The sequence below is a fragment of the Actinomycetota bacterium genome (assembly GCA_040881665.1).
Lineage (GTDB): Bacteria > Actinomycetota > UBA4738 > UBA4738 > HRBIN12 > JBBDWR01.
Genome location: JBBECT010000004.1, coordinates 410,162 through 434,569 on the forward strand (window position 1 = coordinate 410,162; position 24,408 = coordinate 434,569).

The 24,408-nt window shown below is 62.5% G+C and carries 18 protein-coding genes and 1 pseudogene; 8 read left to right on the forward strand and 11 right to left on the reverse strand.

Annotated features, from left to right (window positions below; all coding sequences use genetic code 11):
• Positions 1 to 275: 275 nt before the first annotated feature.
• The 3 genes from WEF05_02965 to WEF05_02975 all read right to left on the reverse strand — a co-directional run bounded on the left by WEF05_02965 (position 276) and on the right by WEF05_02975 (position 3,132).
• Positions 276 to 950, reverse strand: coding sequence for a DUF3800 domain-containing protein (locus WEF05_02965; protein ID MEX1100861.1), 675 nt, complete (start codon positions 948 to 950; stop codon positions 276 to 278).
• A 786-nt stretch (positions 951 to 1,736) separates the two neighbouring features.
• Positions 1,737 to 2,753 (reverse strand): restriction endonuclease, encoded by a 1,017-nt coding sequence (locus WEF05_02970; protein MEX1100862.1) that lies wholly within the window; start codon positions 2,751 to 2,753, stop codon positions 1,737 to 1,739.
• Positions 2,754 to 2,904: 151 nt separating this feature from the next.
• Complete coding sequence (locus WEF05_02975) at positions 2,905 to 3,132, reverse strand: hypothetical protein (protein MEX1100863.1); 228 nt, start codon at positions 3,130 to 3,132, stop codon at positions 2,905 to 2,907.
• 1,211 nt (positions 3,133 to 4,343) lie between these two features.
• On the opposite strand from WEF05_02975, the gene WEF05_02980 reads away from it, so the two are divergent.
• From WEF05_02980 to WEF05_02990, 3 genes are all read left to right on the forward strand, one after another.
• The gene (locus tag WEF05_02980) at positions 4,344 to 5,435 is read left to right on the forward strand and encodes an adenine-specific methyltransferase EcoRI family protein (GenBank protein ID MEX1100864.1); all 1,092 of its coding nucleotides are present in this window, start codon (positions 4,344 to 4,346) and stop codon (positions 5,433 to 5,435) included.
• Position 5,436: 1 nt separating this feature from the next.
• Complete coding sequence (locus tag WEF05_02985) at positions 5,437 to 6,573, forward strand: DUF262 domain-containing protein (protein MEX1100865.1); 1,137 nt, start codon at positions 5,437 to 5,439, stop codon at positions 6,571 to 6,573.
• Positions 6,574 to 7,286: 713 nt separating this feature from the next.
• Positions 7,287 to 7,964: a hypothetical protein gene (locus tag WEF05_02990; protein ID MEX1100866.1), complete on the forward strand. Its 678-nt coding sequence runs from the start codon at positions 7,287 to 7,289 to the stop codon at positions 7,962 to 7,964.
• Between the two features lie 438 nt (positions 7,965 to 8,402).
• On the opposite strand, the gene WEF05_02995 is transcribed toward WEF05_02990, so the two are convergent.
• Positions 8,403 to 9,413, reverse strand: a complete 1,011-nt coding sequence (locus tag WEF05_02995; protein ID MEX1100867.1) for a PD-(D/E)XK nuclease family protein — start codon at positions 9,411 to 9,413, stop codon at positions 8,403 to 8,405.
• A gap of 117 nt (positions 9,414 to 9,530) precedes the next feature.
• Between WEF05_02995 and WEF05_03000 the strand changes: the two genes are divergently transcribed.
• From WEF05_03000 to WEF05_03015, 4 genes are all read left to right on the forward strand, one after another.
• Positions 9,531 to 11,036: a HEAT repeat domain-containing protein gene (locus WEF05_03000; protein MEX1100868.1), complete on the forward strand. Its 1,506-nt coding sequence runs from the start codon at positions 9,531 to 9,533 to the stop codon at positions 11,034 to 11,036.
• A 157-nt stretch (positions 11,037 to 11,193) separates the two neighbouring features.
• On the forward strand, positions 11,194 to 12,012 hold the full coding sequence (locus WEF05_03005) for a hypothetical protein (protein ID MEX1100869.1): 819 nt from the start codon (positions 11,194 to 11,196) through the stop codon (positions 12,010 to 12,012).
• 551 nt (positions 12,013 to 12,563) lie between these two features.
• Entirely contained in the window at positions 12,564 to 13,766 is a 1,203-nt protein-coding gene (locus WEF05_03010; GenBank protein ID MEX1100870.1) for a hypothetical protein, read from the forward strand.
• Positions 13,767 to 14,374: 608 nt separating this feature from the next.
• On the forward strand, positions 14,375 to 14,536 hold the full coding sequence (locus tag WEF05_03015; GenBank protein ID MEX1100871.1) for a hypothetical protein: 162 nt from the start codon (positions 14,375 to 14,377) through the stop codon (positions 14,534 to 14,536).
• Between the two features lie 632 nt (positions 14,537 to 15,168).
• Here WEF05_03015 and WEF05_03020 read toward each other — a convergent pair.
• The gene (locus WEF05_03020; protein ID MEX1100872.1) at positions 15,169 to 17,481 is read right to left on the reverse strand and encodes a DUF3631 domain-containing protein; all 2,313 of its coding nucleotides are present in this window, start codon (positions 17,479 to 17,481) and stop codon (positions 15,169 to 15,171) included.
• 303 nt (positions 17,482 to 17,784) lie between these two features.
• Here WEF05_03020 and WEF05_03025 point away from each other — a divergent pair, with 303 nt between their 5' ends.
• Positions 17,785 to 18,210 carry a hypothetical protein gene (locus WEF05_03025; GenBank protein ID MEX1100873.1) on the forward strand — a complete coding sequence of 142 codons (426 nt, stop codon included), beginning with the start codon at positions 17,785 to 17,787 and terminating at the stop codon, positions 18,208 to 18,210.
• A 32-nt stretch (positions 18,211 to 18,242) separates the two neighbouring features.
• On the opposite strand, the gene WEF05_03030 is transcribed toward WEF05_03025, so the two are convergent.
• The 6 genes and pseudogenes from WEF05_03030 to WEF05_03055 all read right to left on the reverse strand — a co-directional run bounded on the left by WEF05_03030 (position 18,243) and on the right by WEF05_03055 (position 23,851).
• Positions 18,243 to 18,968 (reverse strand): site-specific integrase, encoded by a 726-nt coding sequence (locus WEF05_03030; protein MEX1100874.1) that lies wholly within the window; start codon positions 18,966 to 18,968, stop codon positions 18,243 to 18,245.
• A 51-nt stretch (positions 18,969 to 19,019) separates the two neighbouring features.
• Positions 19,020 to 19,244, reverse strand: coding sequence for a hypothetical protein (locus tag WEF05_03035; GenBank protein MEX1100875.1), 225 nt, complete (start codon positions 19,242 to 19,244; stop codon positions 19,020 to 19,022).
• Between the two features lie 146 nt (positions 19,245 to 19,390).
• The gene (locus tag WEF05_03040; GenBank protein ID MEX1100876.1) at positions 19,391 to 19,675 is read right to left on the reverse strand and encodes a hypothetical protein; all 285 of its coding nucleotides are present in this window, start codon (positions 19,673 to 19,675) and stop codon (positions 19,391 to 19,393) included.
• A gap of 1,489 nt (positions 19,676 to 21,164) precedes the next feature.
• Positions 21,165 to 21,675: pseudogene (locus WEF05_03045) on the reverse strand (transposase).
• A gap of 488 nt (positions 21,676 to 22,163) precedes the next feature.
• The gene (locus WEF05_03050; GenBank protein MEX1100877.1) at positions 22,164 to 22,715 is read right to left on the reverse strand and encodes a hypothetical protein; all 552 of its coding nucleotides are present in this window, start codon (positions 22,713 to 22,715) and stop codon (positions 22,164 to 22,166) included.
• Positions 22,716 to 23,308: 593 nt separating this feature from the next.
• Entirely contained in the window at positions 23,309 to 23,851 is a 543-nt protein-coding gene (locus WEF05_03055) for a hypothetical protein (GenBank protein MEX1100878.1), read from the reverse strand.
• Positions 23,852 to 24,408 lie beyond the last annotated feature (557 nt).

A 24,408-nucleotide genomic window follows, 5' to 3' on the forward strand; every position in this document is an offset into this window, starting at 1 on the left:
GCGAGCCGCTTTGGTATGTGGTGAGCCACGGCTCTACTCGGGTTGGTGACACCGTGGTGACGCTTGAAGCGAGTCTGAATTCTGCTGTGATCGCCCGGCATGAAGAATTGGCATCAACCACAACCCGAATCTGGTCCGGACTGTCATCAGAGTGGGGAGCTTCAATAGGAGCAGCCGATCCGGGCTAGGTCTTGACAGCGTTGGTATCTTTGTCTCGAACTGATGAGAGGGTCCTTGGCCCCGTAGGGGGCGCTGGGGCCCTCTCGTTCTTTTTGTCATTGGTGGAACAGGCCCCGCTCGATCTCATGAATGTGGAGCACCTGGGTGGCAAACGCTTGTTCCTCGGCATCCGCCTTGCCCTCTACGATCCGCCTCGCCAGACGTGTGAGCAAGTCGACGACCTGCACCATCTCGACGTACTGGGAGTCTACGGTCGTCACGTTTCCGATTGGTTGCAGGTTCCAGTTGTTCTTGACGTAGTTCTCCAGGTTCACACGTTGGGACTGACTCATGCTCCATCGATCGAGAACAACGTCCAGGTCCTTCCCCCACTGCCTTCTTGCTCGGTGGCGCTCAAGCAGCAGCCGAATCTGGAAGTGCCGAAAGAGCGTGGTTTGCCCTGGTTGCAGGTACGGCCCTCTGTTCGCTTGATACTTGGCCTTGTTCATCCACGTCGCGGTTATCGCTACATCACCGTTGCCGACACACGCCCCCAGGTATCCCATCAACGACCGCCACTGCTGCGTCCGCGGGGACTTCACGAGCCCACCCCAGTCCTTGAATTCTCGGTTGACGCCGTGGAAGTAACGGAAGCTCGAAATGTGGGCCGTTATGTCCCGATGCACGGCTTCGGACATGTGGGCCGCCGCGAGGATGTAAATCGGGTTTGCTCCTGGGAAGCCCGGGTCCCCCGATTCGTCAATAAACACATACTCACCCGAGCCACCCATGGCGGTGACCCTATCCGATACCGCCGTAGGGACGTTTCGGCGTGAGCTTGTGTGCGGAAGGCCGAGCTGCACAAGAAGCCCTGGCGCGGGAGATTTGCCCGAGTGCCCCACTTGATCCCGGGATCGCCCTCGCGGTGAAGCGGCTGCGCGATATGGGTATCCACACCACGGGGTCGTGCGAAGGGGGCCGGGTCACTCAGACCCGACAATCTGCTTCAGCGGCACCGCTCCTGACGGGTGGCGGGGGCTCTACGCAGCCCAAAACGATGCGGCTGCCGGTTGTTGCTCTGTCCCGTGTGTGGGAGATCGAACGCGGCGAAGCTTCGGGGCCATCGTGGGAAATGCGCTTCTCGCCGAGTGTCACCCGTCAAGGCGCTTGCAACTGCCGCACCTCGTGTAGCCCTCCGGCTTCCCCCAACGCTTGTTTTCCTCCGGAATCTGCTGCCCATTCGGGCAGTCCGAGTAGTCATGCCACCGGTCCGGGTCGGTCGGGTCAATCGAGTAATACGCCGCAGATGGATTCGCCATGACGGGCCCCCTTTGGTTGCCTGCACCCGCAACGAATCCTGGTGCTGCAGTGCGTCGGAGTCAACCCCACAAGCCAGGCACGTACCGCCCTGGAAGGGATAGTTCCCCAACCCTTGCTAGGTCACAGTGGCAAGTGCTGCACGCTGAGTCGTTCGCGATCGAGGGCTGGACGGCTCCTGAGAGGGCAACGGCAACCAGCGAAGACTGTTGCCACGGGAGAGTTGTGCAGAGCGTTCACCGACCGAAATCGAAGATCGCTTAGTCCGACGGGAAGTACACGCGGCGCAAGGGCACGAGAGCCTGAGCATCCGACTCCAGTCGGTCGTAGTACTCGACCACGAGGCTTCTGAGGCGATCCCCATCGATGAGCACTAGACGTTGTGAGGACGGGTGGAAGGCTACTTCCTTCGTAAATCCACCCGTCGATACAAACATTCCTCGCTCGCCTGTCCCCACATTGCCGGCCAGCTGAGCGACCTCTGGAGCGCCCGTCTTGGTGTTTGGACGAGCCTTGACCTGGACCTTCACCGGTTGCTCCAACCCGAGGGGATCACGAGAGGCGACGATGTCCACGCCTTGGTCTGTCCCTGGAGGTGAGACCTGCGTGTGGAACCCCATCGCTTGCAATACTCCGGCGACGAGATCCTGCATCTCGTAGGCATCTAGGTGCGCGATTTTCGCCGAGATCAGTTCCTCGCTTCGGGACTGAAGGTCGGCAAGCAGATTATCCTCCGCGCCAGAGTCGCCAACATCTACGGCACCTACGGTCCCCTCGTCCGACTCCGGCACAGGCTGGTTGTTCACAAGAGCCGTGAGCTCTCTGGGCCAACCCGGTTGGAACACGGTGGCCAGAGACCCGAGGCTGTACAGCACTCGCTTCGGGAGCAAATCGCGGCTTCGCCGTCCGAGCCATTCGACCTTGCGGTAGTGAAAGAAGCCGCCCACGATCGGTGTCTCGTGGAACTCGTACGGGCTCGTCACTCTTCCGAAGAGGAGCTCTCGGGTTCCGGCGTCGGGCGTAATGACAAGATCGCCCACATCGATGTCGTGGGCGAAGCGGAAGAGTTGACCGGCACGTCCGGCGATTGTTCGGCGCGAGTCGCCATCGGACTGATTCTTCAAGCGCTCCTTGATCTCGTCGCTTGACAGCGATGCCAATGAATGCGGGACGACTGTCCCGATTCCGACGAGGTCACGCTCCTCGAACTCGGACGCGTACTTGCCAGCCGTTCCCGCTCTCACGACCCATATGTCCAGAGCTGGGCTCCCGTCCATCAGTTGGTACTCTGCGACATCCGACCCCAACTAGGCAACGCAGCAGCTTGCGCGCACGGATGTGAATCAAGCCGGGTTTATCGGAGGCTCGGTTCTGTGTCCATCGGTCTCGTCGATCCTTGAGGGTCGACTTCCAGTACCCCCGAGCAATTCACGAGAGCGCATCAGGTAGGTGTTCGGTGAGATACCTCAACTTTTTGAACTGGCGGACGACCGGTCGTAGTCGGCTGAGGATTGGTCCGAAGATGCTACGGATCTCCTCACTGTCGCCCACCGACGGGTTCACGACTACGAGGCTCTCGAGGTCGTGATTGCTGACTAGCGCGACCCGGAACGATCGCGCGGTCGAAACGGTCGGCGACGACTTCATCCGGAACATCGTCCGCATCCTGGCCGAGACCCAAGCGGGGTTCGCCGTGATCAGCCGAAGGCGTTCGTCGAGGTCGACCTGTCAGCCTAGGACGTGATCGGGGCGGGGTTTCCATAGCTTTGCCCCCTACCCGCCGGTGGGGTACTCGTAAGCGATGTCACACGCGAGCTCTTCCCAGTCGAGGTACCTGCCTGCGTCGACTCGTGTCCACGGTCCAAGGTCGGAGTCTCCACGCGTCCACTCGTATCCAGTGGTATCTCGGTTAATGAACCCGCCTCCACCGAGCTCGTCGTGGTCGATCCCTGAGTACTCGTGTCGAGTCAACTGGAACGTGGCCGAGTCAGCTTGACCTCGATAGCCATAGCGGACCTCCGCGTCCCGACTGGACGACAACTCGCCAGTTTCACCACTCGACGCGATGCTGGCTTCGGCGGTTCGCAATCCAGCCACATCGGCCGCCGGGTATGTCGTAACAACGCAGTCCTCAAGTGCCTCGGTTTTGGCTTCGGCCGCCCATGCTTGCTTCTGCTCCAGTGTTGGTGGTCCCGTGTACCTTGGCGTCGAGGGTTCGCCCTGCCCGCAGGCAGGCAGCACGAAAATCGTTGTGACCCCCGCGAATACTCTTCTAGCTGTCCTCAAGCCGACTCCTCCGTGCTACGAGCAGGGGGACGTGACGCGCCGCGAACTCGCGCAAGCCGCGCACCTGTCGGAATCTCGCATCGACGGGATCCGCCGAGCAGGAAGGCGGCCTCATCCACGTCCGCACCTTCGGGTGGTGCGCTAAATGACCGCGTTCGCGAATGTACCCAGGGGGCAGCGGCGCTGGAAGCTGTCAGCCGGGTAGGGTTTCACCGTGAAGCCGACAGTCGACCACTCCAGTCACCTTCCATGGTCACCTGGACGCGCGCAGGCATCGGGGAACGTCCGGGCCATGCGGCAGGCCCCCGACGACGTTCCGGCGAGCACTACCACGCCACCTCTAGGGTAGCTCGCGTGAACCCCGCTTCGACGCCTCCGTGAATCGAGGGGGCAGATCGAAAAGGTCGGGTGGCTGTCTGTTCGAGGGGAGGAGGCCGTCCTCCAACTGATTGAACGCATCTTGGGAGGGTCCTTGGGCCTCTGGACGGCGATGCGTAACATTGAGGCTTGGTCGACGAAGAAGGACCCGGGAGCAGATGACGGCAACGACAGGTGGCCGAAGAGGCAAGACGAATACAAACATGGGCGCTGCCCGAATCGCAAAGATGGACGAGTTCTACACGCAGCTCACGGATGTGGAGAAGGAGCTCCGTCACTACAAGCCGCACTTCCGCGGCAAGGTCGTCTACTGCAATGCTGATGACCCCCGCGTCTCGGCGTTCTTCAAGTACTTCGCGCTCAACTTCGAGGCGCTTGGGCTCAAGAAGTTAATCACGACCTGCTACCGCAGCCAGGCGCCAGATCTGTTCAGCAAGAACAACTCTGACCACGCGGTGTTCCTTGAGTACGAGGGTGACAAAAACTCAAACCGCGTACCCGACCCTGACGAGATTGAGGTTCTTCCTCTCACAGGGGACGGAGACTTTCGTTCGGAGGAGTGCATTAATCTGCTGAATCAGGCCGACATCATCGTGACGAACCCTCCGTTCTCACTATTCCATCAGTACGTCTCTCAGTTGATCAAGCACGACAAGAAGTTCGCCATCATCGGCAACCCCAACGCCACCTCGTACAAGCAGATCTTCCCGCTGATCAAAGATGGAAAACTGTGGTGGGGCGTCAAGCCGAGCGGCGGAGAGAATCAGTTCTTCGAGACGACCGATGCGTTCGCGCAGCGTGTTGCTGCCACGAAGCCGCAGGGTGCCTGGTGGCGAAGAGGGTCGAACGGCAAGATCCTGGTTGGGATGAAGACGGTCTGGTACACCAATCTCGACTTCCCAAAGCGTCATGTGGATCTAATCCTCTATCGCAAGTACAACCCGACCGATTATCCGTCGTACGACAACTTCAATGCCATCGAGGTCGGCAAGGTCAGCGAAATCCCTGCTAACTACGACGGCGACATGGGCGTGCCGCTCACCTTCCTCGACAACTGGAATCCCGATCAGTTCGAGATTGTGGGAATCACTCAGTCGTGGGACAAGTGCGCCACAAAGATCTACCCCGGACAGATTCAGGTGAGCGCGGACGGCTCCGAGAGTCAGGTGACCAAACTCAACGACGGCGCCGCTATCAAGGTGGCCGCGCCACCCGCCAATAAGACGTACTACAAGGTGGAAGGCGAGATGTTCGTAAAAGCGTACGCCCGCATCCTCATCCGCAGAAGGAAGTGACATGGACATCGTTCCCGTCAAGGTCACAGTCCGTGACCTGACCAAGGATTACGTCGACAATGCCGAGCAGGGCGTCGCGGCCTACGGCGGCAAACTCGACGTACGGCCGCCGTATCAACGAGAGTTCGTGTACAAGGACGACCAGCGCGACGCAGTGATTGACACGATCACCAAGGGCTATCCGCTCAACACGATGTACTGGGCGGTGCGCGATGACGGGACTTTCGAGGTGATGGATGGGCAACAGCGCACCATCTCGATCGGCCAGTACGTGACTGGTGACTTCACCGTAGACGGTCGTGGGTTCAACAACCTTCAGGACGATGAACGGGCGAGGATCCTCGACTACGAGCTGACGGTCTACCAGTGCGAAGGCAAGGACTCCGAGAAACTCGATTGGTTCAGGACGATCAACATCGCGGGCGTGGAGCTTAGCGACCAGGAACTTAGGAACGCGGTATACCACGGCAGTTGGGTAACCGACGCGAAGAAGCGGTTCTCCAAGCGCGGCTGCCCGGCCTACGGTATCGCCAGGGACTACCTCTCTGGTGAGATGAACCGGCAGAAGTGGCTCGAGACGGCCATCAAGTGGATCAATGACGGCAAGGTCGAGGAATACATGGCCGTGCATCAGCACGACCCGACGGCGATTGACCTGTGGAACTACTTTGCTTCGGTCATTGAGTGGGTCAAGACCACGTTTCCGACCGTGCACCGAGAAATGAAGGGGTTGTCCTGGGGGCCGCTGTACAGCAAGTACAGCTCGACCAAGTTCGACCCCTCGGCGATGGACGCCGACGTCAGGAGGCTCCGTGCTGACTCCCAGGTGGAGAACAACAAGGGCATCTACGAGTACCTGCTCAGCGGCAAGACCGACACCAGACTGCTCTCCATCCGAGTATTCGACGACAAGACGAAGGCGGCGAGGTATCAGCAGCAGACCACGATCGCAGAGGAAGCCGGCCCGTCGAATTGCCCGCTTTGTGCTGTCGGGAACAATGCCAATCGAACTCGCATCTACGCCCAGGACGAGATGGACGCTGACCACGTGACCGCCTGGTCGAAGGGCGGGAACACCGACCTCAAGAACTGCCAGATGCTGTGCGTCACCCACAACCGAGCCAAGGGCAACAGATAGTCAAGCCGTGGCGAAGACGCCTCCGCCTACGTGCCGGGCGCATCGTGATGCCTGAGGGCACTGATTCGGCCAAGGCTCGACCATCGCGGGACTGTCGCTGCTTCTGGGAAGGTTCACGGCGGTTGTCGAGAGTAAGCGACCCGTGCTTTCTCGAATCTCCGCTCGCATGGGCGACGATGGTGCGTGACTCAGACGGCTTGCCCGGGGTCGACCGGCAATCGATGTTCGTCGCCTGCCCGCGAAGCCTCGCCAATTCGGCTCGTCCTCCTGGCCGTTGGACTTCCAGTGGCCTTTCTTGCCCCAGAAGAGGCCTTCCCTTGACTTTGAGACGTCTTTCGGGCATCAGATGCCGGAAATGGATTCTCCCGGTCTCGGAGATACCTTCCGTGGCCAAGGAGACATGTCTCGTCCTACCGGTAGCCTTCGAGGGGAGCTGCAACGGTGTCAGAGGGGTCCCGTAGCCTCGCGCCGTGACCGAAGACCTCTACCTGCGGATCCTGTGGGCGCGATTCGACTTGTGGGCTGGCTGGGTGGAGCTTTACCCGGCGTGCTGCATCGCGCGCTACACGTTCGAGCAACTTGTATCGCCCGGACGCCGCCTGGCGTTGGAGCGAGTAGGAACATTTCGCGGGCAAGGGTATGTGCCGTGCGGCATCCTGCACGGAAGTGGCCCCCGGGCGCTACCACGGACTCGAACGGGAGAGGGAGATCGCATGCTTGACGCGGATGAAGAAGCGCTGGCGCGTGCCCAGGCTAGCGTCGCTGGTATCAGTGAAGAGGATGTAAGGAATCACGAGGTGACGTGGTCCTCTGATTGGCCTTCATTCCTCGACAAGAGCGAGTTGGAGGATCTCTCGCCAACCTACGCGAGACTCGCCGGATCGCTTCGCGGCACCATCAAGCGCGGGGACGTTTTCGACATTGCGAATGGTGTTGAGCTCGGGGAGTGGAGTGGGCGTGAACTGTTGCTGGCGACGTTCCTATGGGGGTTCGGAAATGCGAGCGCGAATCGCAGGGCGACGATCGTTCCGAAGGCACTTGCCCGAGAGAACGACGGTGTGATATCCCGCTTGTTCGAGCGCGCTCGGACTAGTACTGGAACAGACGCAGCCAGGGCGCTCCATCGTGGTGACCGCGACCACGTACCGGAACTCGGGATCGCGTTCGGTAGCAAGTTCCTTTACTTCGCGGGATTCGAGTCTGGAGGACCAGTTCCGCGCCCTCTTATCCTCGATGAGAAGGTCGCCGCCTTCCTTGGGCGCAAGCCTGACGTGGGTTGGTACGGGGAGTACCTCGAGCTCATGTACCGCTGGGCACAGACGCCTGGGTGGCGAGTGTCGCGCGTCGACGCCATCGAGATGGCGATGTTCCTGAGCCAGCAGAACCGTTAGCAGCCCCTGCGTCGTCGTCGCCCCTTGACCTTTCGTGGAGCGTCGTCAGAATTGTGATTGTGAGTCACTCGGTATCGCCACTTCAGCTGGCCCTTCCGACCAAGTTCGAAGAACCGGAGCAACCATCGATCGACGTGCGATGCGAACATTGCGGAGGGGTTGGCGTCCTCCGGCTCGAGCCAGGCACGGTTCGCCACCTCTGCGGCCTAGATGAATGGATCTTCAGTAGAGACTGGATCTATCTCGTCAACGCGGACGGGCAGGGGTCGTCGAGTCGCGCACATGTCCCCCTTCGGCCGTGGGGCATCCGCGTACAGGAAGACCCGGACGCCTAGCGCATGAGAAAGCGATACAAGCGCAAGCGTCACTCGTGCAAGGTGTGCAAGCCGGGGAAGATGGGTCTGTCTGTCAGGTGGTCACCGCGCGAAGAGTCGAGGCTCAAGGAGTTCGAGCGGCAGAAGACTCGCGGCGACTGGGACTAGGTGCGCGAAACTGACTGCCCTTGCGTTGCTTTCGGCCCTCTTCGAGCCAGTCTTGCCCTTGTTTGCACTCGGGAAGGGCCGAGCAGAACGAGCAGTACGAGCCGGGACTAAGGTCGGCATCGCGTTCTCCAAACTCTAGTTGCGCCATCCGGCTGATCGCATCCACGGTCCGCCTCGAAGCGGACTCAATCGTTCCCTCGTCAACCGGCTGAGATCGGGGTGTGCTGCTATTCAAGTAGTAGGAGCCGATCATCACGGGTGGCACCCCGGTCTTGAGCAGTTCGAGCAGCGCGTAGAAGCGCAGATCCTCCATGTGCTCCTGATGTTCGTCGCCAGACTTGAGATCGACGATTGAAACAGGGTCCTGCCCAGGCCGACCCAACGCTAGGTCGTACTTGCCGGCGAGGGTGATTGTCCCGTCGCAAAGGTCGACTCGAACTGAGCACTCGATCCGTGGTGTCATGCGCGCGTTGATCGGAGGAAAGTCGTTGAGGAAGGTGGTGAGCAGATTCGAAGAGTCAGCGACAAGCTCCGACTCACTTCCGGGATCACATTGGTTCAAGTAGTCGCTCAGACCATCATCCTTCGACTTCAAGGAGGTCAGGGCAATGTCAACGAGCTCCATCGGTGGCAGCTCACCGCGACGCGCCGTGAGCGTCATTTCGATCGCTTTGTGCACTAGCCGGCCTCTGGCCACCGGGATTGACCATGTGAACTCATCGGGTGCGACCCACGAGCCCTCGCAGCGGAGCACGGCCGCGATGCGATGCTTGCTCGCGTAGAGGTTCCGGCCGGACTGAGCGTGGCGACGGGCCAGTGGCCAAAGCCGCTCTTCCAGCTCAGCGCGTACCCGGTCGGCGAGGTCTGGTTCGTTCGAAGGCGCCGGGGATCGCGGTCGCAGCGACTCGTCCCACCCCAGCAGGTCCCGAACCACACGGAGCCGGTTGGGGTGCCATTCGACGCTCATAGGAGGAGTGTTGCACGGGGGTGTGACACGCTCAGATGGAGCGCGCTGGGCAAGCGCGATGATGTCAGCCCCCTGTGTTATCAACGTTGCCTACGCAGTCGCGGGAATGAGGGGTTGATGGTCCCAAACTCCAAGACGAAGTCGTTTGATGAACTCGTCCGGGATCTCGAGGCGCCCGAGAGCGGAACTCGATACTGGGCGATCCAGCACTTGTCGGAACGGGGAGCGCAGGCGGTCGAACCTCTTGTCGCCTTGCTCGATGGGCCACAGAAGACTGACTGGGGTGATGCTGCGCGGGCCCTAGGGAGGATCGGAGATCCCCGCGCTGTCCCGGTCCTCACACGCCTGTATGTCTCGGACACGAGCAGAGTAATGGGAAATCCGCATCGCGCCGCAGGGGAGGCGCTGCGCCGGATCGGCACCGCTGAACTTCCCGTGTTGGTCTCGGCTCTTCGTGACGAGGATTCCTACAAGCGACAGGAAGCTGCCGATCTCATCGGCGATCTGCGTTTGGTGGACGCCTCCGCCGACCTTCTCGCCGTCGCCGCGAACACCGTCGCGGCAGTACGTGCTCTCGGACAGATCCGAGCGAACGCAGCTATTCCCTCGCTTGTCCGGATAGCGTCCACCTCAGAGGAAGAGTTCATGCGCGTGGCGGCGGTGAGCTCCTTGGGAAAGCTCGGGAACCCAACTGCATCCAGTGTCTTGGTCTCGGCCTTATCCGACTCCTCTGAGCGCGTCCGGAGTTCAGCGGTGCTTGCGCTGAAGGCGATGCCCACTGACGCAGTTCTCGATGCGATCCGGGGGCGGCTCACCGACGAGGCGGTGACTGTTCGGGCGAGCGCGGTGGAGGTCCTCGGAGAGATTGACCCGGCGGGTAGTTTCGCCAACTTGGTCGCGGCGACGAACGATGCTGAGCCTTCAGTGAGGCGCGCAGCGTGGCGGGCTCTCCAGTCTGTTGCGGACCCCGATTTGATCGAGCGTGCCGCGGCCCTGTCTGAAGAGTTCCGGATTGGAATGCTTCCTCGGTTCGAGAATGCGCTGCGGGCAGAGGGGGTGGGTTCGGATCAAGGGGGGTTCGCACTCGCGGACTGGATGCCCTTGTCAAACGTCTGGGAGGGGCTTCAGGAGCCGGTCGAAGGAGAAGACGAGAGCGAACCAGAAACGTCGTGGCTTGTCGCGAAGGCAGCGCGCATGATTGGAGCCACTCCTGAACTCGTGCTTACGGTGGGCAACCTGAGCTCTCGCACGAGCGGGGTTTGGTCGCTGTGGACGTTCGATCTGGGTCAGCTCGCTGTCCTCGTGTACGAAGAGGATGAGGCTGAGGAACTGTGGGCTGTCGGGGCATGGCCTCGCGGCACAGGCCAGGCGGCGATCGAGGAATGCTTCATCCAGGTGTGTGAGCGATTCGGAGGCGCGATCTTCTTCGGGGCTGACGACGTCCCCATCGTGAACGAGCCGCTCAGCGCCGACCTGCTGCGGGTCGGACTTGTGAGCGCAGTCGAGAGTGATGACGCGTTGTTCGCACGCATCCTGGAACGGCTCGACATGGCCGAAGGAACCGATCGCGGCCAAGCTGCTCGTGAACTCTGGCGCGTCATTTCTTCGGACGCGGGCTGTTAGATGTCCGCTCTCGTGGTCAGCGCGCTCGAGAGTAGTGAGTTTTTAGGAAGCGGCGGTTCTGCAGTCTTTGCTTCTTAGGCACCGTGGCTCCATTCTACGTCTCATGCGCGACCCGTTCGATGGTGCGTGGGCGAAGCTAGACCGAGCGCATGATCGGTTGCGCGAACTGGACGTATTTGTCCAAGACTTCATCGATCTGAAGCCGTACGGTTTTCATGCCGAGCTGGACCGTCAGGGATCTAGTGAGGTGGCAATAGCAGGGGATGTCTACCACCGCTTCCACCATCGCGTTGTCCTCAGGGGACGGGTTTTTCACCCTGTTCCCGTCGTGGAACTCGGCTCGCTGATCGGGGAACTCGTCCACGATCTTCGCTCCGCCCTTGACCACCTGGTTTGGGAGCTTGTTCTCGCCGAGGAGGCAGAAGCCCCTCCGTTCCCGATTCCCAGAGACAGTTCCTGGCTTGGGGTTGGGTTCCCGATCTGCTTCTCGCCAGAGTCCTGGGAAAGCAGCTGGAAGCGGCGCATTTGGGGCATACACCCCCAAGCAGAGCTCTTCCGTGCGCTGCAGCCGTACGTGACAGGGCCGAACGACCCGGTGCGGGAACCGTTGGCGGTACTTCACAACCTTTGGAACATCGACAAGCACCGGGCTGCTCCGGTCGTGGGTAGCGTCCTGTCCATCAGCGGGGTGGGAACGATTCCGCCGGCGATCGATCTCCCTCTTATCAAGACGCGTCTCGTGCAACCCCATTTCGGCCCGTTCGAAGAGGACGACGTACTTGCGGAAGTGGATATGACGACGAGCGGGCTCATTGGTCGAGCGTTCGCGCAGGACTACCTCGACCACTATCTCGGCCGATCCTTCGGCGTAGCTTTCGGCGATGGACCGCCTGCCTACGGGGCCGAGGTCCGAGACGTGGGCGGCCGAATGTACGAAGCGGTGCGGTCGATACTCGATGGGTTCGAGCCCGCCTAGCCCGACTTACCGCCGGGGAATGGATAGTTCCCTCGTATGAGACGGATCGGCTTCTTAGCGCCCCCGCGAGTGACAAGCCGAGTATGTTTCGGGCGAATCTTGCGCGCCCAATAGGCGCCGTGATTGTCTTGAGCCCACCTCAGTTGTTGGGCGAGCGAGGCGAACATCTTGAGGATAGAGCGAGACCCCCTCGATCGCTTCCCAGGCATTTGGTGGTGGCGCAGACGGGCTAGCCCAGACACCAGCGCTTGGACTTGGGCCGCGAGGGCTGTCGAGGGCGATGGATGAGATCAGGCTCGATCACGCCTGGGAGTGCGACGTTAGTCGGCACGGAGTATGAAGTCCTCGTCTGGATGAACGGCGCGCAGTTCAAGACCTCGACTACGTGCCGCCGAAGGTCCATGCCCACACGTCAAACGTTGCCGCGCGTAGGCGGATGCGGCTGGCCGTGGTGGCGATCGAACGATTCTCGAGTCAGCGAATGCGCGGAGATTGACCCGGATCGGAAGAGGTGACAGGGTCGCACATTGATGCAACAGAGGAGGCTCTTCATGCGAGGCAAGGATTCGAGGTTCCGGCTGCGGATCTTGGGGGGACTCGCGGTATCGCTCACCATTGTGCTCTACCCGGCATCCTCGTCTGCCCAGTCGGTGGATTGGGTGAAGCAGTTCGGAACTGAACACACCGAGATGGGCACCGGCATCGCTCGAACCAAGTCGCTGGTGTTCGTGGTCGGCAACGCGACCCATGGCCTCCCAGGCTCGACCGCAAACGGCGTTGGGTGCTTCGTGCGCGCCTTCGACTATGCCGGCAACACAGTTTGGACGAACACGTTCGCGTGTGACTCAGGTAGTCGGGCGTCGGTGTCCGTTCACAAGGGCGGCATCTACGTGGCGTCGTCGATTCCTAGCGTTGCGAGCGTTCAGAGATTCGACATGAGCGGCGAGTTGGTCTGGCAAAGGCTGCTGGGAGCCGATACCCAGCGAGGAGCGATCCCGTACGCGATCTCGGCCACCGGCTCTGGGGTATATGTCGGCGGGGAGGTCACTGGGTCCTTCCACGGCGAGACAGGTGAGGGAGGGGCGGACGCGTTCGTGACCAAACTCAGCCTGACGGGCGCCCGGATGTGGGTTCGTCAGTTCGGGACCGACGGGAACGACGTCGCCTTCGGCGCTTCGGCAACCTCGAGCGGTGTGTACGTGGCTGGGCGGGAGGCCTCACCAGCAGCCGAAGCAGGATTCCTTGCCGCCTACTCGCGGGGCGGGCAACAGCAGTGGTATCAGGGTGGCAAAGCGGAGTTCCCTGAAGGTTTGCATGCAACGAGCGAGGCCCTCTTCGCGACTGGATTCGTCCAAGTGTCGCTTGGTCACTCGGCCTTCGTCCAGCGAACCGATCTGTCGGGCGATGTCGAATGGACGAGGACACTGGCGGGAGTCAGTGAAGGTGCGCCGCCCGGTACGGACGCCCGCGCGATCTCAGTGATCGGAAAGCGCGTCTACATCGCAGGCTCGACCAGCGGTGAGTTCGAGGGTCAGACGCAACTAGGCGAAACGGACTCGTTCTTTGCCCGCTATTCGACTGCGGGAAGGAAGCGTTGGGTCCTTCAGGCCGGCACGGGCGGCGGGCAAGACGGGGGATGGGCCGCCGTAGCTACGCCTTCGAGCGGAGTGTTCTTCGCTGGACGCACGACCGGAGCGTTCCCCGGGTACACGCCGCAAGACTACGACGCGTATCTGCTCCACACGACGCCGTAGCTAGGGGGTAGTGCTTGCTCACAGGAGAACAGTCGCGCTCCTCCCAGCCCAAAGTGTCTGCGGCTAGGATCGGTTTGATATCCGCGAGGACGGGAGGACAAGATGAGCTCCGAACGTGCGCCTCTGTCTGGAGGGGACCGCTCGCCGTTGGCCGCCGGTCCTCGGCCACCCAGATACGAGCCCTACCCAGCTTTCGAGGACTCAGTCACACAGCTTGCCTTCAACCGGATCGACGATCATCTGAGGAAGATTCGCCTTTACGTTGGAATCTTCGCCGGCATCGCATTAGGACAGGTCGCACTCGTTGCGGTGCTCGTGGTGGTAAACGTGGTGGTGAGCCTTTCGGCCGACTAGCTTGCAGCATTTTCATTCCTCAGCGATGCGGACCTGTTCCACCATCTCGCCTAGCGACAGTCGTGGCAGGTGTTTTCAGAGGGATGCGCAATGAGCTGGTGATCTCTCGTCCATTCAGAATCCTCGCCTCCCAAGTGGGTCACACGAGACATCGCGGCGAGTGGAAGTGAGGTTGCTTCGCGACGATGACACCAAGACCTGAAAGAGAGCCGATGATGCCGAGGAGAACAAAACAAGGAAACCGTACGAGGGATGTGACCTTCCAGGTCGTGGAGAATCCGAACGGCCAGATCCAGATGTGGCCCAAAGCGGGGGCAGCCAAGAAGGTGTTCGGAGGTCCCGTCAATGTCAGTCGCGTAAGCGGCCGGAGCGGCAACAAGCTGTGGGAGAAGCTCAACTCGGTGTTGGACCTGTAGGCGAACTGGGCGGCCATTGGGGTCTGCGGTGACCTCTCGGAGCAGCGGATCAGGCATTTACCCTTATGGACCCTTCGCGAAGGTCGGCACCATATCCCACCTTGACCAGCGTGCTCTGAGAATCCCTTGAACATTGACCCTTGGAAATGTCATCTCAGGGGTCAACGCGCTTCGAGTGATTCGGATCCTCCGCGTCGCTGATCCTGCGCGTCCGCGATCTGAGTCGCTTTCCGAAGTGGGGTGGGTACCGTGGGCCCGACGTGAGATGCCACCCCGGGCATGAGGTGCATCGATACTTCTGCCAATCAGGCCGCGTCTCAAGCATCGAGAAGCCCTGTGCAGCCCGATGTCGATCGAGGGCCTCCTCCGCCGCCGCCTCGGTTTGATACGGCACCTTTCCCGATGGGCAGATCATCGCGTCCTCCCCTGGGAGACGGCGAGGCCCGTGTGGCCGAGGCGAACGAGGGTGGACGGATGGACGGGTTCGGCCCGTCCACGCGGGCAAGGACGCCACGCAACGCATCGCGCGCTTCCGAGCCCGGTTGACCTTCCAGGAGGCGAGCCGACTCGCACCGATGTCTCCCCGACGCCCCGGGGACGTGTCCCAGCCGTCCATCCGTCCAGCGCCGTTATCACCGGCTCCACCGATCGATCGCTTCCCGGATGTCGGCCGTTGCGTACCCGCGTTTCGTGTTGTGGTCGAAGCGACCCGGTCGAACGCCGAACTCCCTGAGCAGGTCGGCGAGCTTCTTTGCGTTGAGTCCCTGTCCGTTGCGAAGGTGGGGCCAGGGCCGTTCCTCCAGGGAGCTGAGACGAGCCAGCAGCGTGTCGGTTCCGAGATGGGTCGCGCTGGCGATCGGCTCCTCCTCGAACAGATCCTGAAGGTCCTCGAGGAGCATCCCTCCGAGATCGTTGGCGCCATGCTGCCCCTCTCTCGTTGTCAGCGCAACGGCGGCCGTCCGAAGGCGCGAAGGCCAATCGGCACCAATCATCTCGCCCACGACGAAAAGAGGCTCCCAGCAGTCCTGGGTCCGATCCGACATCCCCTCCGGGAACTGTGGTTCCAGGTCGAAGCCGTCCGCGTTGTCAGATACCCACCGCTCGGCCTTGCGCTTCCACTCGGTCGCCTGCAGGCGCAGCTGCTCGCGCTGGCGTCTCGCATAGCGTTCGGCTTCTTCGCCGCGCTTCTTGCGCACCATCCTTATCTCGATCGATCGACTCGCGATCGTGTCGGGGATCCTCCCGATGCCAGCAAGCGCCTTCGGGCAATACGGGTCGTAGGTGGCGGGGCTCATCGAACCGTCGGGCTGGGGATCCATTCGGAGGATCGGCTTATCCCTTGTATAGCCGTTGTTCAGCACTTGTCGGACCGCCTCGCTCGAGTCGCTGTTGAACTTGAAGATGGTGTCGACCTCGTCGATGAGCAGGGTCGGCTTGAAGGCCTCGACCGCCCGATATAGGACGGCCGCCGAGAGCCCGCCAGCGAACAGGGCCCGTCGGGAGAATTCCTCGAGGATCTCGAGCAGACGGGTCTTCCCGCTCATGAGCGACGGCGCGGTGACGTGCAGGTAGGCGGTCGTGGGGAACTGGTCGTAGATGAAGGTGTGTACGACCCAGGCGGCCAAGACATCGTAGACGTAGTCGTCGGGGACGAACACAAACCGCTGCAAAGCGCTCCGCGCTTCTTCGATGAGTTCGAGACCGTCAACGCTCTCCGGCCACGGATCGCATGTGGCTAGGCGCTCAGCCACCTCCGCGTACTCGTGTTCGATGGCTACCCGCGGCGCGGTCCTGATGAACGCGTCGGCGATCCTGACGCTGTGCCCCGCTTGCTTCAGTTGCGCCGCGAGCCTGTCCCGGATCAACAAGGCGGTCAACTCGTCCGAGGGAACCGGGGGGAGTTCGCGGAGAGTTCGCTCGAGCTCTACCTGATCCATGCCGGCGCGTATCGAGCCGAGAACGCGCACGACATCCTCGCGCTCCAGCCAGTGAGCGTCTGTCCCGGTCTGCCCGCGTTCGCGTTCAGCCTGCTCGACAAGTTCATCCCAGGAGGGCGGGGGGTCCGCCCACCCCCACGCGTCGCGCACGAGCACTTCGAAGTCTTCCGCGTCGTCGTTGCGGTGCGAGGGGCTCGTCAGCAGGTCCGAGGCGGCCTCGCAGAACCTGACCCAAGCATCCTCCGACCAGTACCAGCGGTTGCGCACCCACCCTAGGAACTGTGCCAGCCCGTCGTGCCGGCCCGGGCGCGTGTACATGGTCCAGTTCCGCCCGGGAGCGGATTCGAGCGTCCTTACTATTCCCGCGTTGGCTAGCGCTCTGTGGTAGGCGGCCCCCCACGTGTGCCGCTCGTCGGTGATGCCGAGCTCGGTCGACTTCTCCTCTCGAGTGGCGTGCTTCCACACCTCGATCTGCGATTCGGGGATCGGCCAGTCTCCGATCTCCAGATTCTCAAGGACCTCGTACCGGCCGGGATGGGGCTCCTCCTCTCCGAGGACGGAGCCGGCGGCCACAACCAGTCCGCCGGCGCAGCGAATGTCGAGGCCCGGAAGGAACCCGACGCGATTTCGCTGGTCCGTCTGGACCCGGAAGTAGCGATGCTCGCCGCCCGACGGGGTGCGGACGGCCAGGGTCCGGGGAAGTTCGTAGCCATCGGCCACGATCCTGTCCAACGAAGCGAATCCGTCCTCACCCTTCACGTCGATATCGAGGACGAGCAGGCCGTTCCCCGTCCTGATGCCGACGTTGGCTGTCGGATTCTGTTTCCAGAGCCGGTCGATGTCGGTTCGATCGGTGGTCGCCTCTTTCTGCCAGTCGGAGTGGAGGGGGACCTTGCGGCCCGGCCGCAGCGGGAAGACCGATCCCCACTCCGCTGCGTGCTGAGCGGCCGCGGACGGCGGCGTCTCGAGGCGCTCGTTTCCCCGCGGGTCTGTTTGATCCGTGTTCAATCAGGTTTCCTTTCTTGTCACTCTCGGAGGCTTGTCCTCCGAGAAAATGGCGGATGTTGATTCGCTAGACCTTCCCGGTCGGGCTGCATCGGCCCCCCTCAGGACGCTCGGCAGGGCCAAGAGTCCTGTTCTCCAGCCTTGTGACCTGGGGTCGAGTGGTCGCTGGTGACACCGCTGGTGACGAGACCGCTTCCGAGAGGTCTTGTCGAAGGCGCCGTATAGGTCGGTTGACAGATGTGCACCGAGGTATACACTACTGTCCACAGGCCTGGACCGAAGTACACCGACTGAAGGAGGAGAACCATGACGCAGGAGACCATCGCGGTCCCCGCGACGATCGCCCGGCGGTTCGTCGAGCTGGCCGAAGAGCTGCGGCCGTACCTGAAGAACGGCGCCGAAGTCGAGACCGTCGTCGTGCCCAAGCAGGGGGAGTGGACGCGGGATATGGTCGAGCGATTGCGCCGCCCCGTGTCCGCCTACCCTGCGGCCGTCGCTCTCCTCGACCTCGCCGCCGAGAACGCGGATCAGGTCGTGAAGTTCCCAGGGGTCGTCGAGCGGGCGGGGATCGACGAGCGCCAGGTGCGGTCGGACTTGGGCGCCATGACGAAGCTCACGAACAAGTTGTTCGGTCGGGGGACGTGGCCGCTTCGTGCGTGGCAAGCTGGAGGGGACGGCGTCATGAGCTACACGATGCCTCGGGCGATCGCGGACTGGTGGCTCGACCGGTAGCGGCATGAGTTCGCGTGGCGGGTTCCCGGCCCTCACGGTCGGGGACTCGGCGCGCTCCGGTCGTCCTCACCCCCCAACGCGAGGTCCACCGCCGCCATCGCCTGGGCCGAGGTCCCCGGGAGGAGGTGGCTGTAGATGTTCAAGGTGGTCGAGGGTTGGGAGTGCCCGAGCGCCCTGGAGACGATCGTCACCGGAACGCCGGCGGTTAGGGCGAGGCTCGCGAAGGTGTGCCTCAGATCGTGAAGGCGCCCCGGCCGAACGCCGGCCCGTCGAACCGCCTTCTGAAACTCCCTCGAGGCCGTGCCCGGCGACAGGGGGGCGACGCCGTCGGGTCCCGTGAACGTCAGGTCCCCGAACGATCCGGGTCGCTTCCCGGATACCAGGCGTTCCTCTGTTTGGAGATGCCTGGCCGTCACGAGGGTCTCGAGGACCGACGGCGGAGCGTCGACAGTTCGTCGGGACTGGGGCGTCTTCGGGGAGAGGACGTCGCCTCGAGGAGATCTCCCAGCGAGCCAGCCTCGTCTCGGATCCCTCGTCGGGTTAGCGCGAGCTGTTCGCCGACCCACGCCCGGGCGTCGCGCTCGGTCGCGAACCCCTTCCGAACGACGGTACGGCGGCTCCCGTCGGGGCCGGAGGGCGCGGGACACCACGCATCCCACACCGTCCGGCGCCCGTCGGAGCGCGGCCGCTTCATCTTGCGCTTCCGGACGTGGCCGCGGGCCACCTGCACCTCCTCGGGTCTCTCCCCAAAAAAGCACAGGGTGATGACCAGGGACCAGCCGGTTGCTTACAGCGAACTGGTCGTTGGATCAGGGTCGGCTCAGTTCCATCTCCGCCCACTCGATCGCGGTCTCGACTTCGGTGAGAACGTGGGGGTCGGCCTCGACCAAGCGTTCCATGAGTTGAATGCGGCGCGCGATCGGTGCCGTCCATGGGTCCTGACCGTCGACCCATTCCGGGAACGCTTTCGCTTCGATCCGAACGGTGTAGCCGAGATCGCAGTCCTCTCCGTGCTCTCTGTCTTCTTTCTTCACACACTTCTCCAATCTCGTTGCGGAACGCGATCTGCGCTCCGGTGTTTTCAGGGAAGGAGTTCTTGAACCTGTACCTATGTCGGTCGGGCCGGATCTCACGGGCCCGACTCCCTGTGTCGTCGGCGTCTCGCCGGGGAGGGCTGGGATCAGAGGCAGCCCTCGTTCGGCAGGTGGAGTGCCTCGAGCATGAGCGCGACGACCACCAGGCGGCGGCGCTCGGTGACCTGGATCACCGGGATTCCGTGTTCGCCGCCGGAGGCCAGGTACTCGGCCGCCCAACGGCGGGCCGTGCGTGGGCTCACCCCGTAGAAGTGGGCTGCCTCCTCGATCGGGATGAGGTGCCGCCCACGAAGGGATGTGCCGGGGTCGCGTGTCGGGGAATCCCCGTACTCAGTGATCCAATCCCCGCGCACTACAGATGTGTTGGACATGCCCCAATCGTCCCGGGCGAAGTCGGTCACGTGTCGCTTCTGGTATCCCTTTCAATATGTCGATGCCGCCCGCAGCAACCGGAGACGGGCGTGCGCTCGGGGTCGAGCCCTGGGCGGCACCCCTCAACCTCGCCGCGACCAGCTCGTGGCTCACCTGGCAAGAACCCATCGACTCACTACTGGATGATGATCCGGACGCGAAGAGGATCCGATCCTTCGACCGCCTGCTTGCGGACTTCGGCCGTGTCGCAGAGGACGAAGACGGCCAAGAGATTCTTGCGTTCGCCACGCGGTGGGGACCCCTTGATTTGTGTCATCACGGCCTGCCACGAAATCACCCCGGGGTGCCGTCCGAGAACTTGGCCCTCGTGGTGCTCCAAACGTCCGGCAATCCCTCGACCTCACAGGGAAAATCGCGGTGCCAGGGCACTTCGCAAGGCGAATGGCGCGCCGAGCCATGTTCCGCGTGGCGTCGAATGGCGTCGGTCTTCACCCTGATGCAACGGGCCGTCATCGCTGTCGTCAAAGATGAGGCACCGAACCCGGAGGTGTGGGGAGGGCTCCATCCAAACCTTGCCCGGATCTCAGACCTGAGCAGTTTCCGTGGGGTTCCGCCAACCAAGCATTCACTTGCGCAGGGCACATCGGATCCGATGCCACCTGAAGCGCTTCCACTGTCGACCGATCAACAGGCAGATGAAGCGCGTCGATACGTCGAATTCTTGCTCGACGATCTGCTTCTGCTCACCGACTTTCGCCTCACGTTCCAGTGGCCGGAGCGAGGCCCGCGGCTCGCACTCCGTTCTGTGGGTGGTCTCTTCGACGCGCTCGTGATGCAACTCCACCTGAGTGCTACGAACGGGGTCGGATTCGCGATCTGCTCTGCGTGCGTGCGTCCTTATGCTCCGTCCCGGCGTCCTGCAGCTAGTAAGCGCAACTACTGCTATGACTGCCGAGATCGAAAAAGGGACAAACGTGACGCGAAACGTGACGACCGGGCGCGCCGCCGCTCAGTGTGAGGTCGAGCCCGACATGGTGACGACGTGGTGACCTCGTCTCCGACAGAAGCGGACACGCGTGGCCATCTGCGCCTCACATGTCCCGCTGGGGGGACTGCCCGTGACCGTGGCTGGCCGCTTCCATCCCCGGACAGCCGTCGAAACACAGCCTTCAGGTTCCTGTGTCCGAAAGGACGTGGGGGTTCAACTCCCCCCTCGCCCACCAGCAGCGACCTGCGGCGGAGGGTCGCCTCGGTCCCATTGCGGGCCACGACATTGCCCGTGTTGGTGACGGCGTGGTGGCCGCCGCCGGAGGCATGTGCGGATTGACGGTCCCGGAGCACGTCGTCGACGATCGCCGTTGCGCTGGAGAAAGTCTCACTTCAGCCTTCACTGCTTACGTTCTCGGCGTTCGGCGTTCCACGCCTCGGGCATGTCGCTTCGTTGGCCCTGGTCGTTGACCCGATGCGAAGACCGTCGCGACCGAGCTCTACCCGCCCGTTCTGACGGACCTTGTGGGACGTGGCATCCAGCCACACGTAGGGGTGCTCACCTTCGATGGGGTGCGAGCAGAACGCGCGGACCTCTGAGTCGAGACCTTGCAGATCCTGGATACCTCGTTGCGCGAGATCCCGTCGATGCCCACGCCCTCACCGGGTCATCGACCTTGGGTGTCGAGACGCCCTTCACGTAGGCCTCCACGACGACCGCGTGAAGGGCCTTCTCGGAGCGCCGGCGAGGCTCCAGCAGCGACGTCAAGTAGGCGCCGGCGCTGACCTGGGGGATCTTCAGCTCGATCGTGCCGACCCGCGTGTTCCAGGTCCTACTGCGGTAGCCGATGCGGTAGAGGGCGCGCTCGGAGCTCCGTTCGTAAGGCGCGGCTCCGATCTGACCCGAGACCTCGGTCTCCATCACGGCCTGGGCGAGCACCCTGACGCCTTCACGCAGCAGATCCACATCCGTTTCCTCGAGCAGCTTGCCCACGAACGACGTGGTGTCCATCCTGGATGCGGCCACCGTCCCTCCTCGTTGACTGTCCTGTCGTTGGGGATGGCGGTGGCCATCTACGTCAACGGTGTCCACGCCCGCGCCTAGAAGCAGCCACGAGGTCAGTGAATCAGAGTTCCACATGTCGCCGGTGCTCAGCTCGTCTCGGCCCAGGCGGGAATAGGGACGGACCGCACCAGATCAAGGACTCGCGCCGCGAGCGAGGTCGTCGCCACGCGAACCGGGCTCGAGACGGCCTCATTCGCCATTGGGGATGGTGCCTTCCCCCCCATCGGCGGATCTCGTAGCGGAACACCGGAACCGCCCGGCCCAACTCGTTCCGACCGCGCCTTCGGCGACGATGCCACGTTCTCGTCCCTTGGTGTCCCGGGGGCACGTCCGGGGTGGGAATACCTTCTCCCGGGGCGAACGTGGGTGAGCGATGCCGACCCACGTTCCCACGGCTGACTCAGGCTAGCCCGTGACGCAGTCGGTTTGCTCAGCTAGTCATCGTTGAGGTTCTCGGCCATCTCGGCAATCTCCTCAGCGGTTGGTGACTTCCCGAGGAGCTTCTGGCCGATCACCCAGGCGTCCACCTCGTTGTCCGCCACAATGCAGTAGAAGTGATCATCCACCTCCTGCAGCACGACGGCCTTGCCCGTATCCTGAGGACTGCAGTCAGAAATCCTCGTCCCGTCCAAGACAAAGCCGTCCGCTGTGATCTCGCCGATATCTCCAGGCTCAAACGGATGGCTCTCGAGTCCGTATTGGCTCGCGACCTCTTCCTCGCCCGTACCTGAGCTCGTCTGCGCGACTGCAAGCCCACCAGCGGCGAAGAATGCGGCGGCCACCAGCACCATTGTTGCTGACCTCTTCCTCGACCGCCGACCTCGTCTGTCCCGAGACGTCGACATCTCTACCAGCCTCTCTTCCTGACGAGCCCGCGGACTGGCTCGGGTCACGTTGCGAAGGGCCCCCTCGACCTCGGCGTCGGTTGGCGCGAACCGCGCAGCGGCGCTGTCCAGCAGTTGGTCGATGTCCTCCGTCTTCCTCATGTTGCACCTCCTTCGTGTGGGTGATCCTTCAGCGCGCGACGAAGCGACCGACGGGCTCGATAGATTCGGCCCCGGATCGAAGCCGGGGCAACCCCGAGAACAGCCCCGACCTCGGTCGAGTCGAAGCCCAGCCACTCGACGAGGATCAGCGCCTCTCGCTGGTCGGCCGGCAAGCGCCGTAGCGCCCGGATGACGTCCAGCCTCGCCTCAGCCGGAGCGATGACATCCCCCGAACTCAGCGAATCGAGCTCGACCGCTTCGGTTGGCCGAGGCGCCTGCCGCCATCTTGAAAGCAGATTCAGGGCAACGCGGTACAGATATCCCTCGGGACTTTGCATTTGAGCCACCCGATCCCAGCGCTCGTAGACCCGGGTGAATGCCTCCTGGGCTATGTCATCAGCATCCGCCAAGTGGCCCGTCAGCAGATATAGCGTTCGGCCCAACCTGACGTACTGGGACCGAAAGAAGACCTCGAACGTTCGCGTCCTTGGCTCGGGGCTCGGCCCTGCCCTGTCCCTATGCCTGCCTTCAGAGAGTGCCATCACCTATGTAGAGTCCTCGGTCGGACCATCTGTTTGCACGAATTCCTGCGCCTAATCGAGGATAACGGTCTCGCAGCCATCATTCCCGGGCCCAGGATCAATGATGAAGGTATCGTTGCCCGAACCACCCTCGCACCGGTCGCTGGTACCGGGTCCCCCATGTAGAAAGTCGTTTCCGGCCTGGCCCTTCAGGTCGTCATTGTCGCCATCATTGCCAAACAGATCGTCGTTGTCTGAATCGCCAAGGAGTTCGTCGTTCTGGTCCTGGCCCTTCATGACGTCGCGTTGGTTGCCGCCGTCGAGCTTGTCCGCTCCGCCCCCTCCGAGGAAGAAGCCGCCTCCTGGCGCCTGCGCAGTGCCGTCCTGTCCGCCATCTCCACAAAGCTTGTCATCGTCGCCCTTGCCGTCAGCTGAGTCATCTCCGCCCAGGCCGGACCAGACATCAACACCGCCGGTCCCATCGAATGAATTGTTTCCGTCCCCGCCGTGCTGACCGCTGGTTCCGAAGCAATTGTGATCGCCTGAGGCAGACACAGGCAGTGCGACGATCGCCGCTGTCAGCAAGATGACAGGGGTGATTCTGAATCCATTCATGCCCGTCCTCCCTTCTCTCCCCTTCTTGTGACGTACGCCATCGCGGGGAATCAACCAGTGATCGACACCTTCTACTGGAACGTGAACTCGACGAAGGGGGTGATCTCGATCGCTCGGGCATCATCAGATGTCGCTGCCCTTCCGCCAGTCCTAGTCACTTGCGCACGCCCGCTTCACGTGTCGGTTGCGTCCGCCCAAACAGGAAATGTGCGTCTCTTCAAGACGGAGGCCCATCAGGATCCTGTCGCGCTCGGCTGTCACCGATCAAGAACGAGGCTGAGACAATCCCGTAACCGGGTACGGCGCAATGGGCCGACGGGATCGATCCTTGGGCTGAAACGCACCAGGGCGTCCTGGGTCCTGGCGGTTGCTCAATTGAAGGGATCCCGATCAACGCAGACCAATCTCGGCGTCCCTGTACGCGGCAAGGATGAAGCCATATCCATAGACAGACCGAATCCGCACCGGCACGTGTTCCTGCTCTAGGCGCCGTCTCAGTCGCCCGACGGCCATTCGGACATGGCTCGTGTCGCTGTGGGCCTGGTAGTGCCATACGG